Below are 15,037 nucleotides of genomic sequence, written 5' to 3'. Positions count from 1 at the left end.
GTGGGGGAGAAGGACGTGGCAAGGGACCGGTTTTGCAGCTTGGCCGTAAACCAGCGACGAAGGCACCTTTTCCGCCGGTCTGTTGAAGCCGAGCTTTCCTGGTGACAGGAAATCGATGGAGGCTGCGATGGCCGATGGCGGGCACTTGGGAGACCGTGAGCAGTTCTGGCGGGATCACGTGGCGGGCTGGAAGAGCAGCGGCCTGTCGCTGCGGCTGTACAGCGAGCGTCATGGGCTGAAGGCAGGCACGTTGGGCTACTGGAACTCCCGGCTCAAAGCGCAGGCCGCCGATGCCCTGACATCATCGGCCGGATCGGAGACCGTGGCGACGTTTCTGGCGGTCCATGTCGCCGAACCGGCGGTGAGTGTTTCGGAGCCGTGGGATGACCGGATCGAACTGGTTCTGAAGGGGGGCAGCGTCCTTCGGGTTGGGCGTGGCTTCGACGCCGTGACCCTGGGCCGGCTGCTCGACGTCGTCGAGAGGCGTTCGTGATCGGGCTGCCGGATGGCGTGCGTGTCTATCTGGCGGCGGGTCGGACCGACCTGCGCCGTGGCATCGACGGCCTTGCCGCACAGATTCAGACAGTGCTGCTCCAGGATCCCTTCAGTGGCCATCTTTTCGTTTTCCGAGGGCGTTCGGCGCACACGATCAAGGTTCTAATGTACGACACCACCGGCTTTCTGCTGATGCAGAAACGCCTGACCGAGGGAAAGTTCATCTGGCCAAGCCCGGCGGATGGCATCGTGACGATCAGCCGTGCCCAGATGTCGCTGCTCGTTGACGGTCTGGACTGGCGATCAGCCAAGACAAAACCCATCGCGAAGCCCCTGCTTATCGTCTGAACAGAAGCCTGCATTACTTCTATGTTACTGCTTCTGCCGCTGTTTACCAGGAGGGCCGGCGCGGATACTTTCTTTACATGAAAGATGACCAGCGCGACAGCAATCCTGCGAACCCGAAGGATGATCCGCTCGAGCGGATCGCCGTGCTGGAACGTCGGGTTGCGGTGCTGACGCGCGAGAACGAACGACTGGAGACGTTCCTGGCGGTTCTGCGCCACAGGATCTTCGGCCGTTCCTCGGAGAAGATGAGCCCGGATCAGTTCAGCCTGCTCGACACGGCAGCACCTGCCCCGGCCGATCCTGGCGAGGCGGAACCCTCGGGCGAGGACACGACCGGACGGCACCGCCGCAGCCGCGGGGGTCGGCGTCCTCTGCCCGACAGTCTGCCGCGGGTGACCCGCGAGATCCTGCCCGCCAGCACGCAGTGCCCGTGCTGCAGCCGGGAGATGGCCCGGATCGGCCAGGACGAGAGCAAACAGCTCCACCTCGTGCCGGCCCATGCCGAGGTTCATGTCACGGTCCGGCCCAAGTTCGCCTGCAGGACCTGCGGTGAACTGGCCCAGGCTCCGGCTCCTGACGACCGGCCGATCGAGCGTGGCCTGCCCACCGCCGGCACCATCGCCCAGGTCGTCATCGCCAAGTACCTCAACCACATGCCGCTGCACCGGCAGGCGGCGCACTACGCCCGGTTCGGCGTGCTGCTCGCCACCACCACCCTGTACGGCTGGGTCGAGGCGGCCGCGCGCGATCTGGCGCCGATTGCCGACCGCTTGCTCGAGCTGCTGCTCCGGCGGACCAAGATCCATGCCGACGACACGCCGGTGACCGTTCTCAATCCGGGCCGTTCCGGCACTCACGACGGCCGCTTCTGGGTCTATGCCGACGACACCCGGCCGCGCGGCGGCATCGAACCGTCGATCGCGGTGTTCCGCTTCTCCGCCGGACGCGCTGGCAAGCATCCGGGCCAGCACCTGGCTGGCTTCAAGGGCACCCTGCAGGCCGATGCCTTCTCCGGCTTCGATCACCTGTACCGGGGTGGTGCCATGGTTGAGGCCGGCTGCCTTGGCCACGCCCGCCGCAAGCTGGTCGATCTGGTGCGCGCCAAGGGCTCGCCGGTTGCTGGCGAGGGCGTGAAGCAGATTGCCGCGCTGTACCGCATCGAGCGGCGGATCTACGGGCTGCCGCCCTGATAGCCGAGGGTGCGGATATCCCGGAGCAGGCGCCGGGCGCTGAGTTCCGGGAACGTCTGGAGACGCTCCCGCAGATAAGGTTCAAAGGGACCGACAAGAGTCTGCCGGGGCGGGCGTGGCGTGTAGGCGGGCGGTTCCAGACCCTTGGCGATGTACTTGCGGATGGTCTTGCGATCCAGGCCGGTTCGGCGCGCGATTGCCGACACGCTTAAACCCTGGCGGGCGAGATCAAGAATCATGACGAGTTCCCCAAGTGTGACCACCCACGCTCTCCCTCAATCGACTGAGGGGATTATGAGCCAGGGGCGGCTACACGGCTCCAGGGCGTCTGCTCCGGAACCGTGCCGTTGCGTCAGCCTGGGGAATGTTCATCCGCCACATCTGAGGAGTATTCACCCGGCACTTACAACTGGCAGGCCGCCCGGGCGGTTCCCCGGATGCGGCGCGACCATCTGCCGGGCGACGCGCTGGAAGTCGATTACGCCGGCATGACCCTGATGATCGGGATCGGCGCCGATTTCCGCCCGGCGCAGATCTTCGTCGCCTGCCTGCCGTACTCCGGCTACATCTACGCCGAAGCGACCTGGACGCAGCGGTCGGAGGACTGGCTGGCCTCCCACGTCCGGCTGCTGGAGCACCTGGGCGGTGTTCCGGCCCGCCTGGTGCCCGACAATCTCAAGGTCGGCGTCAGCCACGCCTCGTTCTACGATCCCACCGTCAACCCCGGCTACCACGACTTTGCCCAGCACTACCGGGTCGCCGTCGTCCCGACGCGGGTGCGTCAGCCGAGGGACAAGGCAGCAGTCGAGAATGCCGTTCTGCAGGTCGAGCGGCGCGTGCTGGCGCCGATCCGCGACACCGTCTTCGTCAGCCTCGACGCCGCCAACGCCGCGATCCGGGAGCGTCTGGCCATGCTGAACGCAGCACCGCTGAGCGGCGACAAGGACAGCTGCCGGGCGCGGATCCTGGCCGAGCGGGAGCGTGCCCATCTGCGGCCGCTGCCGGCGGACCGCTTCGTTCCGGGAACCTGGAGCCGCTACAAGCTGGCGCCCGATTACCATGTCGTGATCGACGGCGCCGCCTACTCGGTGCCCTACACCGCGATCGGCAAGACGGTCGATGTCCACGCGACCGCCGCCCTGATCAGCATCTTCCTACGTGGGCGGCGCATCGCCTGCCATCCCCGGGCTTCGGCCGGCAGCCGGACGACGCTGGAAGCTCACCAGCCGGCCTCCCATCGCGCGGTGGCCCGCTACACGCCGGAACACCTTCAGGGCGAGTTCGCCGCGGTCGGCTCGGCGGCAACCCTGCTGTTCGAGCGCATCTTGGCGGCGGCGGAACATCGCGAGCAGGCGGTGCGTGCCGGTCTCGGCCTGCTCCGGCTCGGCGGCGCTCATGGCGCCGACCGGCTGGAACAAGCCTGTCAGGCCGCCCTGGAAGCCAACGTCCGATCCTGGCGCTACGTCCAGCGCTGGCTCACCACCGGCGGTCCGCCGCCAGCCTCATCCGACGGCTTGGGCGAGCACGCCAACCTGCACGGCCCCTCTTACTACCGGAACTGAACAAGGAGACCCGAGAGCATGAAGCATCCGACCCACGAGGCTCTGCGCCGGCTTCGGCTGTACGGCATGGCGCGCGGCCTGGAAGATCTCGAGCGCCAGCCCGAACGCAACCAGCTCAGCTTCGACGACCAGCTTGCCCTGCTGGTCGAGCGCGAGACGGCGGAGCGAGCCAACACCGCCCTGGCCAGCCGGCTGAAGCGGGCCCGGCTGCGCCAGACCGCCTGCCTGGAGGATCTCGACTGGCGCACGCCGCGCGGCCTTGATCGCACGCTGATCCGCGATCTGGCGAGTTGTCGCTGGGTTCGCGAGCACCAGCCGCTGCTGGTGACCGGCCCAACCGGCATCGGCAAGACGTTCCTGGCCTGTGCGCTGGGCAACCAGGCGGCTCGGGAAGGTTACGGCGTCTTCTACACCCGGCTGACGCGCCTGCTCGATGATCTGGCGACCGCCCGGCTCGATGGCTCGCTAGCCCGTGTCCTGCGCCGCCTGGCCCGCCTGGAGGTGCTGATCATCGATGACTGGGCCATGACTGAGCTCACCGCGGCTCAGCGGCTCGACCTGATGGAAGTGATCGACGACCGGCATGACCGTGCCGCCACGGTGCTGGCAACCCAGATCCCCGTGGCGAACTGGCACCGGTCGATCGGAGACCCAACGACTTCATGATGCCTTCCTCCGTGATGGACTGGTGTGTCGAACCAGGGCCCGAAGTTCCGGGATCCGCTCGTCATCGAGCGTGATCTGCCAGGGCATGCCCTTGGCAAGTTGATGGCCGGAAAGCCATCCCCTCTTCAACCATTTGAAGATGGTCTGGCCGGTGATCCCGAGGGCCTCGGCGGCCCCCTGTACCGAGTAGGATCCATCCGGCCAGCGCATCGGATTGGGAGCCATCCCGTTGATCTTGACGGTCGGGATACTCCACCGCTTGCGCAGCATGTGAATCAGCCCGTGTTCGAATGTCGTGCCGCGCGGCGTCAGAAAACCCTCGGCATTGAGGACGGCAGCGATTTCGGCGTCCATCCGGCCCGCCGCGTTGAGGGCGCGCACGCGGCTCTCCAGTTCCTCGACCTGGGCATAATTGTCATAGGCGTGCACCGTGCGCCGAAAATCGTGATCGCTGACCGCTCCGGTCTGCCAGACCAGGCGGACCAGGACGCGACCGGGCGACCGCTTCTGGTCCAGGATGGCTTCTTGCAGGACCAGGCGCACGATGCGTTTGCGATCCGCCGCGGTCGTCGTCGGCGCGTGCCAAACGTCATCGACGCACTCGCCGAGCGCCAGGATCTCGGCCCGGCCGGCATCGTCCAGTGCCAGCGGCTGTTCCCGGCGCCAGCGTTCGTATTCCTCCTCGACCTGTTCGACGGCGCGTAGTCGTTCCTCCCAGCCCCGCTCCAGCGACCGGGCGACCAACCGGTTCTCCGGTTCGACCGTGTCGTACTGGCGGCGGGCGCGTTCCGCCTCATACCGGGCGCGCTCGCGCTTGAGCGCCCATTGCCGCTCCAGCAGGCGGGCCTCCTCTTCGATCTCGCCCAGGGCGGCGACAGCCAACGCCACCTGATCAGGCGCCAGCGCCGCCAGGACCAGGCGCTCGACCTCGGCATCGAGCGGCAGGGCGCGGACTTCCTGGCAGGTTGGATCGCCCCGCTGGCTCTTGTCGGCGCAGCAGCGATAGACCGGGTATTCGCCGTGCGGGCCGGAATACCCCAGGGTCATCCGGCGTCCGCAGCGTCCGCAGACGGCAATGCCCTGGAGCAGGGCCATGCCCTTGCGGGGCACCCCCCGGTGGTTGGCTTCATAGCGGTTGATGTTGTCCGACAGCCGTTTGCGGTTGGCCATGAACTCCTCCCAACTGATGTAGCCGGGGTGTGCGTCGATCAGGCATACCGGCCAATCCTCCGGAGCCCGCGTCACGGTCCCGCTACGCGGCGATCCGGAGCGCCGGCGACCGGGATCCTGCCAGTGCCGGCCGTAGACGTAGGCCCCAGCATACCCCGGGTTCTTCAGGATGCTGCGCATCCGGCTGCCGTCGGCCGGCTGCCACACCACCGTGTGCGGCGCGGGCCCCCGCAACGGCCGCATCGGCAGGTCCAGTCCGGCGCGCCGCAGGGATCGCACAACGGCGTGGGCGCTTCCCAGGTCATGAAACAGGCGAAAGACCAGATGGAGACGCGCCTGCACTTCCTCATCGGGATTGAGGATGATCGCACCGCCCGGTTCCTGTGCCAGACCGGCGGGCAAGGCTTGGCGCAACTCCCCGCGAGCCGCCTTCTGACGCTCGCCCTGATGCAGGCGAACCTTGATCTGGTGCAGTTCCGCCTCGCTCATGATCCCGGACAGCCCGAGCAGCAGCCGGTCGTGATAGGCGCCCGGATCGAACAGGCGCTCGCCGTCGGCGATCAGCACGCCGAACAGGGCGCACAGTTCCACCAGCTGGTACCAGTCCCTGTTGTTCCGGGCCAGACGCGACGCATCCAGGCTGAGTACGAGGCCGGCGTGCCCGAGACCGATCTCGGCGATCAGCCGCTGGAAGCCGTGCCGGCCGTCGCTGGTCGCGCCCGAGCGCCCGAGATCCTCGTCGATCACCTGGACCCGCTCCCGGGGCCAGCCCAGCTGAAGAGCGCGATCGACCAGGCGATACTGCAACTCGGTGCTCTCCTGGTTCTGCCGAACCTGGGCGACCGATGACTGTCGCACATAGATGTAGGCCAGCTTGGCGCGATGCGCCGTGGTGACTCTGTCCTCACCGGGGGTCGTCGCCATCAGCATGAGGCATCTCCGGAGTTGCGGGGTGACTTGCCGCACGTATCCGGACCATCATGGCGGCGTATTCCCTGGCGATCCTCCGCCGCACGTCCGGGGGCAGGGTCAACCACAGCGTTCGGGACGCCGTCGGACAGTCCGGTGGCGGAATGGATCGATGGCTGGTCCGAGGTGCGGGAGCGAGACTGGTCATCGGGGACTTCCTCTCTGGAAATCCTCAACAGCGCCCGCAGACATTCGGCCAGGGGCAGCAGGGTTCGCACGGAAATGCGCGCATCGCCGCGATCGGAAACCGCGTGTGCATCGGTCGAGGCCGGAACAAGGTCGGTCGCTGCCCGCCGCACGTGCCGACGCCGTCCATCGGGCAGGATCACCGTTACCCAGTCCGGACCGCGGCACGACGCTTCGGGAGCGACATCAAGCCGCTGACCGAAAAGAGAATGGCGTCGCTCGGTGATCGAGACTTCAGTGATCAGCCGTTTGAAAACAGCGGCATTCTGTGATAATCGGGGATGCCACTTACGCCGACGCGATCCTCGACCGCGTCGTTCACCGGGCATTGCGCATCGAGCTCACGGGCGAGTCCATGCGCCGGGTACGGGCGGCAGACCAGAAAACAACCAAGCCTGCAACGCCATCGTGACCCCTGGCGCGAACGGCGGTACCAGCATAAGGTGAAAACGATGGATCACGATGCCGCCCGCCCACCCGCCCCATGGGGCGGGTGGGCGAAATCACCGAAAAGGTGGGCGGTTTGAACCGAAACGCCAGGGCGCTTTCGCCGGAATACGCAACACCGCGGACGGCTTACAGTTTGGCTGCCAGTTCGGGCATGGTGATGTCGCCCTTCGCCTTCACCCAGCCGATCAGGAGATCGGCATGGCGCGCCGGCTCCAGCGAGCCGGCCCCCGCCTTGCGCTACGCCAGCCGGATGCTCGTGCTCGGGCTGACGCCGAACCGCCGTGCCGCCGCTCGACACGAGTTCCCGCTCTCGATCGCTCCGATGATCCGGACACGCAAATCAGACGAATAGCCCTGACCCATGATCCACCTCCAAACACGGTGAGTCACGTCCCGGCCCAGAGCGCAACATTGATTCGGGTTTCACGCTCGCCGGTCTAAGCCTCCCGGACCGGTGCCTCACCGGTCCTCCGTTTCGGGGACAGGCCGGGTGTCAATCGGCGTCGGCGGACTCCAGGCGTCTCTGGTCAGCGAGGGCTTCATAGATCTCCGCCATCAGGCGCTTCAGGTCGTACGCATAGCGCCAGTCCGGATAGTGGCTCTGGAACTTTCGCACATCACTGATCCACCAGATGTGATCGCCGGCGCGGTTCTCGGGGACATAGCTCGTCTGCATCTCGTTCCCCGACAGTTCCTCGGCTATCCTGATCGCCATCAGCATGGAGCAGTAAGAATGCCGGCTTCCTCCGATATTGTAGACTTCGCCCGGCCGCGGATTGGCGTAGAAATGGGCGAAAGCGCTGACCAGGTCATGAGCATGGATGTTGTCCCTGACCTGCTTTCCCTTGTAGCCGAAGATCGAATACGGCTTCTTCCTGATGGCACACCGCATCAGATAGGCCAGGAAGCCATGGAGTTGGGCCCCTGAATGGGCTGGCCCGGTCAGGCAGCCGCCGCGGAAGCAGCCGGTCTTCAGCCCGAAATACCGCCCATACTCCTGGACCATCACGTCAGCGGCTACCTTCGACACGCCGAACAGGCTGTGCTTGGACTGGTCGATGCTCATCCCCTCGTCGATACCGTACGCATGATAGGGATGGCTTTCATCGACTTCCCAGCGGTCGTTTAGCTCAACCAGGGGTAGGCGGTTCGGCGTGTCACCATAGACCTTGTTGGTCGAGGTGAAAATGAAGACTGCCTCAGGGCAGTGTTTGCGCGTCGCCTCCAGAAGATTCAGCGTCCCGTTTGCATTCACGGTGAAATCCACCTTCGGTGCCCTAGCCGCCCAATCATGGGACGGCTGAGCCGCAGTATGGACAATCAGGGAGATTTCCGAATTGTAGGTGCAAAAGATCTTCTCCACCGCGGCATCGTCCCGGATATCCACATTGAGGTGGATGTACGCCTTCAGTTCGGAGATTAGTCTTTTCTGGTTCCAGGTGGTCGATGCCTCCGGCCCGAAGAATTCCTGGCGCATATCGTTGTCAATCCCGATGACACGGAAGCCCATCGAATCGAAGTAACGCGCAGCTTCGGATCCAATCAATCCGGCAGCGCCAGAAATCACGACAGTTTTCATTTTTATCTTCCCCTGGAGTTGGAGCAAATTGGAAAATTCAATGGATCAGTCTAAAGGAACAAATAGTAAATTTCAAAAAATTTTTATAAGGTTTTTTAGGCTACCACAATTAGAAGCAACCGATTTATATTTTCTTTTGGGATTTTTATTTTCGACCAAATATTGAATAGGAAATTTCATCTGGCTTTTCTGCGTGCGATTCGAGGATGATTTGTCCCATGGCGACCCGATCACGTATGCCTTCGGCCTTGGGGGCCGAGGCGAACCGCCGCCACCTCATCCTGAAACCGTCCCCTCCGACTGCATGGTGCCGCCTTCCAGGTCAGACCGGCGAGGTTTTCTCTTTCATCGGCAAGACGCCATCTCGGCTCAGACGCAGGGATCCGTACATCCGCGCCAGCATCAGCCCCATGATTCCCATGCCCAGGGCCTGATTCAGGAGTGCCCCTGTCGTGCCGTAGACGATCACCAGCGGAAACAGAACGGCCAGAAGGGCTGCCTGGAAGCACATCGCGCGAAAGCCGCAATCCGGGCGCTCGATAGCGCGCAGGGCTGCAAGCAGTCCCTCGCATAAGCTGAACAGGATGCCGGTTGCCACAAGAAGCAGGAGCCACTCGAACCGGATATGGAACTTGCCGCCGTAGAGGATCTCGATCATGTACCGGCCGGCGCCCAGGAGTACGATCCCGTACCCCACGCCGAGCACCAGGAAGGCGATCAGCATCGTCTTGACCGCACCCCGGAACTGCTGCCCGTCGCGCAGGATGGAAAGGGACGGCAAGGCGACTGAGGCGAGGGCGGCGACGATCTGCAGCAGCGGCATAACCAGCATCGACACGGCCTTGAACGTTGCAACCGCTTCGAAACCCAGCCAGATCGGCATCAGCAAGATATTCATGTTGCCGATGAACCAAGCGAGAGACTGATTACCCAGTGACCACCGACCGTAATTCACGTGAAGGCGCGCGACCTCGCGGAAACCCGGCCGGGTCGGCTGTGATTTGAGCGCCCTGTCCAAGTTCGGGATCATCGCCGTTCCCGCCAGCGCCGCGGCCACGCCGCCGGCCAGGATCGCCCGGAACATGTCAAGTGCATCCCAGGCATCCAGCAGGAACACCAAACCGATCATCAATGCCATGTATACGGCGCCACCCCCGGCGGCGACCTGAGGAATGTCAACGAGATAGCAGATGCGCCGGACCAGCCAGAAGAACAGGACGAACGGCGTCGACAAGGCAAGGGCCAGCAGGGCCTTGCCCATCAGCGGCATCAGGCCCGCCAACAGGCCAGCCCCCAAGCAGATGAACAGGATGCTGGCCAGCGCTGTGAAGGCAGTGTTCCAGCCGAGCGACAAGCCAATGACATAACCCCGCATCGCGGCACGATACCGTCTCCCGCCGAAGACGAGCATCGGTTCGATCACCAGCGAGTTGTGTGCGGCACAGGCGAAGTGAAGCGCGGTGATCGCAACGGAATAGGCCCCGAACTCGGCTTCGGGCAGCTTGCGGGCCAGGATAACAAGAACCATGAAGTTCGATAGCGCAAACAGGGCCTGATCGGAGATGGCCCAAAACCCTTTTCCAAACCAGGATCGAAACGCCGCTGAACGATATTTGCTTAACATTTCACCTCGCCAGCCAATGCGAATAACACCGGAAGCAGCCGACATCAGACCGCGCACCATGTCGGTTCCCGTTGCCCTTTAGTCGGCGAAATATCCTTTGTGGAGATTGGAATAGTAGAGCCTTTCCTCGGCTCCGTATTTCTGCTGTCGGTCCGCATTCACCTTGTTGAGGATCACGCCGCCGACCCGGACGCCTACGGAATCGAGCAGATGCAGTGCCTTGACGACAAGGTGCCGGGGCGTCTTCGCCCAGTTCACGACGAACATGCAAACATCGCAATGGCGCGCGATTTCCGCCGCGTCACTGACGACCATCATGGGGGGCTGTCGACAAAGACGAAGTCGTACCGGCTGGCCGTGTCGGCGAGCAGCGAACGCAGGGACGGCCGGATGAAAAGATCCTGGGGGTTGGTGTCTCTCGTTTCAGTGGCGATGATATAATGAAGGCCGGATTCCGGATTGATCCGCGTCGCCTCCGAAATCGTAGCCAACCCCAAGAGGACTTCCGGCAAGCCGACCGGTTGGCCCTGTGCAGCGTGACTGCCCTTCGGCTCCAGGATGGACTGAACCTGCGGCTGCCGCAGATCGGCTTCGATCAGCAGAACGCGATGCCCGCCCTTCGCCAGCGATGCCGCGAGCGACACGCAGAACGTGGTCTTGCCCTCGCCTGGCAGGCAGGACGTAACGACGACGACGCGGGACGAAGAAAAGACGTACTGCGACATTAGGACGGTCAGGCCCGTCCGCAGCGCCTCGTTGTACCTGGACCTCGGGAAATCGACTACCGTCTGAACAAGGGAGCGCATTCTCTTGCGCGGGAGAAGCGGGATCGAGCTCAATACCTTGAACCCGGTTTCCCGCTCCACGTCCCTTGTGGCGATGAAGCCCCGCTGCATGCGCTCCCTCAGGGCGACCATGACAGCCGCCGCGAAAATGCCGCCGGCCAGTCCCGCCAGCACGAAAAGGATCAGTTTCGGAGACGAGGGCTCGAGCGGAACCGCGGCCGGCGAAAACACGCGCACGCCTGCGCGCGCAAAGCCGACTTGCCCCATGATCTCGCGATGCCGGTTCCTGAGGCCGTCGAAGAAGGCGCGGGAACCCTCCGCCTCCTTCTCCAATTCCTTGGCTTGGCTTTCGACCCGGGCCCGATCCAGGGACAGGTCCGACAGGCGCACGATCTGCTGTTCGAGGCTGCGCTGCTTGTCCGTTGCGATCGCAACCTGGGCTTCCAACTCTCTCACGACGCGCCGCGCCTCCTGGGCTATCTTCTGGCGCGCCTCGCTCAGTTCGGCCCGGAGGTTGATTAAGGTGGGATGCTGGGGACCGTACTGGACCATCAGCTCGGCTTCGCGCCGGCGGAGTTGGGCTTCCTGCTCGCGCAGGTACTGGATGAGCGGGGAGGTGATGAAAGCTGGATCGCCATCACCTGGCCTGCCGGCTGCTGGCGCCGATATCTGGCTGCCGTTCAGCCGCGCCTCCGCCTGGGACCGTTCCATCCGCGCCATCAGCAATTGGGTGTTGAGATCCGCGAACTGCTGGGCGAGCTGTGTAGAACTTTGGGATTCCGTCAATCCTGCCTGTTCGCGAAAGGCGCGGACGGCTGATTCAGCCTTCTGCACTTCCGGAGCCATCGCCGCGATCTGCGCCTCCAAGCGCCGGCCGGCGTCCTGCATCGCCTTGGACCGGGACAGGGCCCGTTCAGCCATGTAGGCCTCGACAAAGGCGTTCGCGATGGTTGCAGCTTTCACCGGATCGCTGGAGGAAAAGGACACGGTCGCGGTATAGGACCGGCTGTCAGCCTCGATCTTAAGCCTGTCCAAGACATTGCGAACCACGGCTGCCTTCTCCATGGCCTCCGGAGGCGGCGAAACGGCCGGGTCGTCGATTGGTGGGGCCTCAGCAGCCGCATCCTCGCGGCCGATGATTGATCCGATCCAGCGCTCGCCCTGTCCGATCAGGCCGTTGACGACTGGAAGCACCGCATCAGCCATCCAATGGGCCTTCCCGAATTCTGGATCAGATTGAAGGTCAAGCTGATCGACCACCTGCTCGGCGAGTGGCAGGGAATTGAACTGGTCGAACTCGGTGCGCACCATGGCCTGGTCGGGTGGTGCCGCGCCAGCGTCAAGGACATAGCCGTCCCGAGTGTCCAGCGCCAACTTCACCTCCGCCACAAAGCTGGGCGGGACCATGCGATAAGCAGCAATCGCACCGGCAACCGACAGGAAGATCGTGAGGATCAGGATCAGCTTCTGGCGGGCGGCCGCCTGTAGCAGGTTGCCCATGCTGACTTCGTCGCCTGTGGTCGGCATGCCGAACCCCGGCGCCTGACGACTGTCGGACTCCAGCAGCACTGAAGAACCACTATGATGCAGCTTGTTCATCGATCGGTTCCCAGCGCGGGTCTGGGTAGGCGGGTCATACATATTCCTGCAGTCGTCCGATCATGATCCGGCATAGTGCGTTGTCCCATCAGGTCCCGACGATGTTCCGTCGGGCCGGGTCTTCGTCGGGTTCGCTTTTCCGCATGTACTTGTGACCAAAACCCACCACAAAATCGCGATGAACTTGAAACCCTGTTGCAGCAAGGGGGTAATCCCTCCTCGACATTATTCACCACCCATGAAGCATTCCCGACAAAGCGATCAGCGACCAGATCAAAGCCGAAACTTGATCTTGACCGGTTTCGCCCCCTTTTATTGCGGCTGGTCAGGCAGTGCGGCCTGGATTTCCATTCGCCCATCGCACCATACTGTATTTCGACAGGGCCACCAAGCCAGCAAGTGATTGATGCTCTTTAGGTGAGTGCCCTTCACGCCGTCTTGTGCCTCAAACGAAAGACACGCTGCCGGACGACTGCCGAAAGGAAGTAACCGAGGAATAGCGAATTCGTGAGCAGGTACCTCTTCCAGAGACGCCGGGGGTCTGAAATCAGCCGCTGCAACCATTCCAAACCCAGGGATTGCATCCAGACAGGCGCATGGTGAATATTGCCAGCCATGAAGTCGAAGGCCGCGCCGATCGCGATCATGGGGCAGTTGACCTCGCCTAGGTGGGATGCCACCCATCGCTCCTGCCTGGGGCAGCCCCGGCCGACGAACACGATCCCGCAACCGCTGCGATTGATTCTATCTATATCCTGGCGCCTCTCCTCGTCGGTCGCATCGCGGAACCGGTCGGGTTGCACGTCCGCTATGCGCAGAGTTGCGAAATCGCGGTTCAGCGCCGCCACCAGTCGGCCGCAGGTTTCCTCGGTACTGCCATAAAGATAGATGGAAACCCCCTCCGTAGCCGCCCGCTCGCACAGGTAGCGCATCAGGTAGGGGCCCGCGACGCGGTCAGGCAATCCGGCCGCGCAGAGCGCATTCAGCGACCAGCGAACAGGTTGACCATCCGGGGTGACCAGGTCCAGCTGCTCGAGCGTGTCCCGGAACCGGGAATCGCGCACGGCTTCCATCAGCCCATGCACGGCCAGGGCGGTGACACCCAGCGACCGCCTCTGGTGTGCTGCCTCCATGATGGTGGCCAGCGCCTGCTCCATGGTGATCATGCTCACGCCAATTCCGAAGATTTGGCCCTTGGGATTGAGGTTAGTGCTGAACATCGATCCAACCCTTTTCGTTCCTTATTGATTGATGCCCCTATGGCCGGACCCTCAGCCGTTGGAATGCAGAGAGGTGCCGGCGCCGATCGACGCCTTATGCCGGTCTCCACGATCTGACCGGCTCCTGTTTCGTTCCGGTAATCCCGCCGGGGTACCGGTTGCCGGGATGCTGACATCAGTCCACCAGCAGGGCCGATTTCATCGGCACGCTCGTCGGCTGGTCATCCAGGAGCCTGTCGAAATACGCGACGGTCCGTTCCAGCCCCTCGCGTAGCTGGATCGTCGGCTGCCAATCCAGCAGTCGCTTGGCCTGCGAGATGTCCGGCCGGCGTTGCATGGGGTCGTCCTGAGGGAGTGGTAGGTATTCGACGGTCGAGCGCGATCCCGTAATTTCCAAAACAAGCTCGGCGAGCTGTCTGATCGTGAATTCACCCGGGTTGCCGATGTTGATAGGACCCGTGATGGTGTCATTCGTGTTCATCAGGCGCATCATTCCTCCGATGAGATCATCGACGTAGCAGAAGGAGCGCGTTTGGTTGCCATTCCCGAAGACCGTGATCTTCTTTCCCTGAAGTGCCTGGACGATGAAGTTCGAAACGACGCGTCCATCGTTCGGATGCATGCGGGGGCCATAGGTGTTGAAGATCCGCATGACCTTCACGGGCACGCCATGCTGCCTGTGATAGTCGAAGAAAATAGTTTCAGCGCACCGTTTTCCTTCGTCGTAGCAGGACCGCAGTCCAATCGGATTGACGTTGCCCCAGTAGGCTTCGGGCTGGGGATGGATCATGGGATCGCCATAGACTTCGCTGGTGGACGCCTGGAGGATCTTGGCACCGGTCCTTTTGGCAAGGCCCAGCATATTGATGGCGCCGTGGACGTTCGTCTTGGTCGTCTGAACCGGATCACGTTGATATTGGATCGGCGAAGCCGGGCAGGCGAGATTATAGATCTCATCAATTTCTACATAAAGTGGAAATGTAATGTCGTGCCGGATTAGTTCAAATCCGGGATGATCCATCAGATGGATTACATTTTGTTTGTGACCCGTGTAGAAGTTATCAATACAAAGTACTTCCTTATTCTGCTCAAGCAGTCGCTCGCAGAGATGTGATCCCAAAAAACCAGCGCCACCGGTCACCATTATTCGCTTATTTTTTCTGCGCATCGACTTTCCCTCGCTTTGTGTTTGAT

General features: G+C 63.0%; 13 protein-coding genes and 3 pseudogenes. 8 read left to right on the top strand and 8 right to left on the bottom strand.

Features of this window, described 5'->3' with window-relative positions:
* Positions 1 to 127: 127 nt before the first annotated feature.
* From tnpA to tnpC, 3 genes are all read left to right on the top strand, one after another.
* Entirely contained in the window at positions 128 to 493 is a 366-nt protein-coding gene (tnpA, locus tag DPR14_RS20590; RefSeq protein WP_192499061.1) for an IS66 family insertion sequence element accessory protein TnpA, read from the top strand.
* Complete coding sequence (gene tnpB, locus DPR14_RS20585) at positions 490 to 843, top strand: IS66 family insertion sequence element accessory protein TnpB (RefSeq protein ID WP_158046331.1); 354 nt, start codon at positions 490 to 492, stop codon at positions 841 to 843. The genes tnpA and tnpB overlap by 4 nt, the downstream gene beginning before the upstream one ends.
* A 77-nt stretch (positions 844 to 920) precedes the next feature.
* A complete protein-coding gene (gene tnpC / locus DPR14_RS20580) occupies positions 921 to 2,033 on the top strand; it encodes an IS66 family transposase (protein ID WP_158046807.1) in 1,113 nt (370 codons plus the stop codon).
* Here tnpC and DPR14_RS20575 read toward each other — a convergent pair.
* Positions 2,024 to 2,296: pseudogene (locus tag DPR14_RS20575) on the bottom strand (IS21 family transposase); the annotation flags it as partial. The gene tnpC and the pseudogene DPR14_RS20575 overlap by 10 nt on opposite strands.
* Before the next feature lie 147 nt (positions 2,297 to 2,443).
* Here DPR14_RS20575 and istA point away from each other — a divergent pair.
* Positions 2,444 to 3,595 (top strand): annotated as a pseudogene (istA, locus tag DPR14_RS20570) (IS21 family transposase); the annotation flags it as partial.
* 18 nt (positions 3,596 to 3,613) lie between these two features.
* Positions 3,614 to 4,261 carry an IS21-like element helper ATPase IstB gene (istB, locus tag DPR14_RS20565; protein ID WP_158044839.1) on the top strand — a complete coding sequence of 216 codons (648 nt, stop codon included), beginning with the start codon at positions 3,614 to 3,616 and terminating at the stop codon, positions 4,259 to 4,261.
* On the opposite strand, the gene DPR14_RS20560 is transcribed toward istB, so the two are convergent.
* The gene (locus DPR14_RS20560; RefSeq protein WP_158048269.1) at positions 4,256 to 6,355 is read right to left on the bottom strand and encodes a recombinase family protein; all 2,100 of its coding nucleotides are present in this window, start codon (positions 6,353 to 6,355) and stop codon (positions 4,256 to 4,258) included. The genes istB and DPR14_RS20560 overlap by 6 nt on opposite strands.
* Before the next feature lie 149 nt (positions 6,356 to 6,504).
* On the opposite strand from DPR14_RS20560, the gene DPR14_RS20555 reads away from it, so the two are divergent.
* The 3 genes and pseudogenes from DPR14_RS20555 (at position 6,505) to DPR14_RS20545 (ending at position 7,388) form a co-directional block, all read left to right on the top strand.
* Positions 6,505 to 6,858, top strand: coding sequence for a hypothetical protein (locus tag DPR14_RS20555; protein ID WP_158046805.1), 354 nt, complete (start codon positions 6,505 to 6,507; stop codon positions 6,856 to 6,858).
* Positions 6,858 to 6,998, top strand: a pseudogene (locus DPR14_RS27875) (ATP-binding protein); the annotation flags it as partial. The gene DPR14_RS20555 and the pseudogene DPR14_RS27875, both read left to right, overlap by 1 nt.
* Positions 6,999 to 7,169: 171 nt before the next feature.
* A complete protein-coding gene (locus DPR14_RS20545; protein ID WP_158046804.1) occupies positions 7,170 to 7,388 on the top strand; it encodes a hypothetical protein in 219 nt (72 codons plus the stop codon).
* A gap of 141 nt (positions 7,389 to 7,529) precedes the next feature.
* On the opposite strand, the gene DPR14_RS20540 is transcribed toward DPR14_RS20545, so the two are convergent.
* From DPR14_RS20540 to DPR14_RS20515, 6 genes are all read right to left on the bottom strand, one after another.
* Positions 7,530 to 8,615, bottom strand: a complete 1,086-nt coding sequence (locus DPR14_RS20540) for an NAD-dependent epimerase/dehydratase family protein (RefSeq protein ID WP_158046803.1) — start codon at positions 8,613 to 8,615, stop codon at positions 7,530 to 7,532.
* A 322-nt stretch (positions 8,616 to 8,937) separates the two neighbouring features.
* Positions 8,938 to 10,299 (bottom strand): lipopolysaccharide biosynthesis protein, encoded by a 1,362-nt coding sequence (locus tag DPR14_RS20535; protein WP_158046802.1) that lies wholly within the window; start codon positions 10,297 to 10,299, stop codon positions 8,938 to 8,940.
* Between the two features lie 18 nt (positions 10,300 to 10,317).
* Complete coding sequence (locus DPR14_RS20530) at positions 10,318 to 10,557, bottom strand: tyrosine-protein kinase family protein (protein ID WP_158046801.1); 240 nt, start codon at positions 10,555 to 10,557, stop codon at positions 10,318 to 10,320.
* The gene (locus DPR14_RS20525) at positions 10,554 to 12,623 is read right to left on the bottom strand and encodes a GumC family protein (protein ID WP_192499059.1); all 2,070 of its coding nucleotides are present in this window, start codon (positions 12,621 to 12,623) and stop codon (positions 10,554 to 10,556) included. The genes DPR14_RS20530 and DPR14_RS20525 overlap by 4 nt, the downstream gene beginning before the upstream one ends.
* A gap of 428 nt (positions 12,624 to 13,051) precedes the next feature.
* On the bottom strand, positions 13,052 to 13,843 hold the full coding sequence (locus DPR14_RS20520) for a WecB/TagA/CpsF family glycosyltransferase (RefSeq protein ID WP_158046799.1): 792 nt from the start codon (positions 13,841 to 13,843) through the stop codon (positions 13,052 to 13,054).
* 175 nt (positions 13,844 to 14,018) lie between these two features.
* The gene (locus DPR14_RS20515) at positions 14,019 to 15,011 is read right to left on the bottom strand and encodes a UDP-glucuronic acid decarboxylase family protein (protein WP_158046798.1); all 993 of its coding nucleotides are present in this window, start codon (positions 15,009 to 15,011) and stop codon (positions 14,019 to 14,021) included.
* Positions 15,012 to 15,037: the final 26 nt, after the last annotated feature.

The organism is Skermanella pratensis (assembly GCF_008843145.1).
GTDB classification, from domain to species: domain Bacteria; phylum Pseudomonadota; class Alphaproteobacteria; order Azospirillales; family Azospirillaceae; genus Skermanella; species Skermanella pratensis.
The sequence above is the reverse complement of the archived record's forward strand: the minus strand, read 5'-3'. Positions and strand labels throughout refer to the sequence as shown.

Excerpts from the sequence above, each read along its gene's own strand:
- tnpA (WP_192499061.1), top strand. The coding sequence starts at position 128 with ATGGCCGATGGCGGGCACTTGGGAGACCGTGAGCAGTTCTGGCGGGAT.
- tnpC (WP_158046807.1), top strand. The coding sequence starts at position 921 with ATGAAAGATGACCAGCGCGACAGCAATCCTGCGAACCCGAAGGATGAT.
- istB (WP_158044839.1), top strand. The coding sequence starts at position 3,614 with ATGAAGCATCCGACCCACGAGGCTCTGCGCCGGCTTCGGCTGTACGGC.
- DPR14_RS20560 (WP_158048269.1), bottom strand. The coding sequence starts at position 6,355 with ATGGCGACGACCCCCGGTGAGGACAGAGTCACCACGGCGCATCGCGCC.
- DPR14_RS20555 (WP_158046805.1), top strand. The coding sequence starts at position 6,505 with ATGGATCGATGGCTGGTCCGAGGTGCGGGAGCGAGACTGGTCATCGGG.
- DPR14_RS20540 (WP_158046803.1), bottom strand. The coding sequence starts at position 8,615 with ATGAAAACTGTCGTGATTTCTGGCGCTGCCGGATTGATTGGATCCGAA.
- DPR14_RS20535 (WP_158046802.1), bottom strand. The coding sequence starts at position 10,299 with ATGGTGCGCGGTCTGATGTCGGCTGCTTCCGGTGTTATTCGCATTGGC.
- DPR14_RS20530 (WP_158046801.1), bottom strand. The coding sequence starts at position 10,557 with ATGATGGTCGTCAGTGACGCGGCGGAAATCGCGCGCCATTGCGATGTT.
- DPR14_RS20525 (WP_192499059.1), bottom strand. The coding sequence starts at position 12,623 with ATGAACAAGCTGCATCATAGTGGTTCTTCAGTGCTGCTGGAGTCCGAC.
- DPR14_RS20520 (WP_158046799.1), bottom strand. The coding sequence starts at position 13,843 with ATGTTCAGCACTAACCTCAATCCCAAGGGCCAAATCTTCGGAATTGGC.
- DPR14_RS20515 (WP_158046798.1), bottom strand. The coding sequence starts at position 15,011 with ATGCGCAGAAAAAATAAGCGAATAATGGTGACCGGTGGCGCTGGTTTT.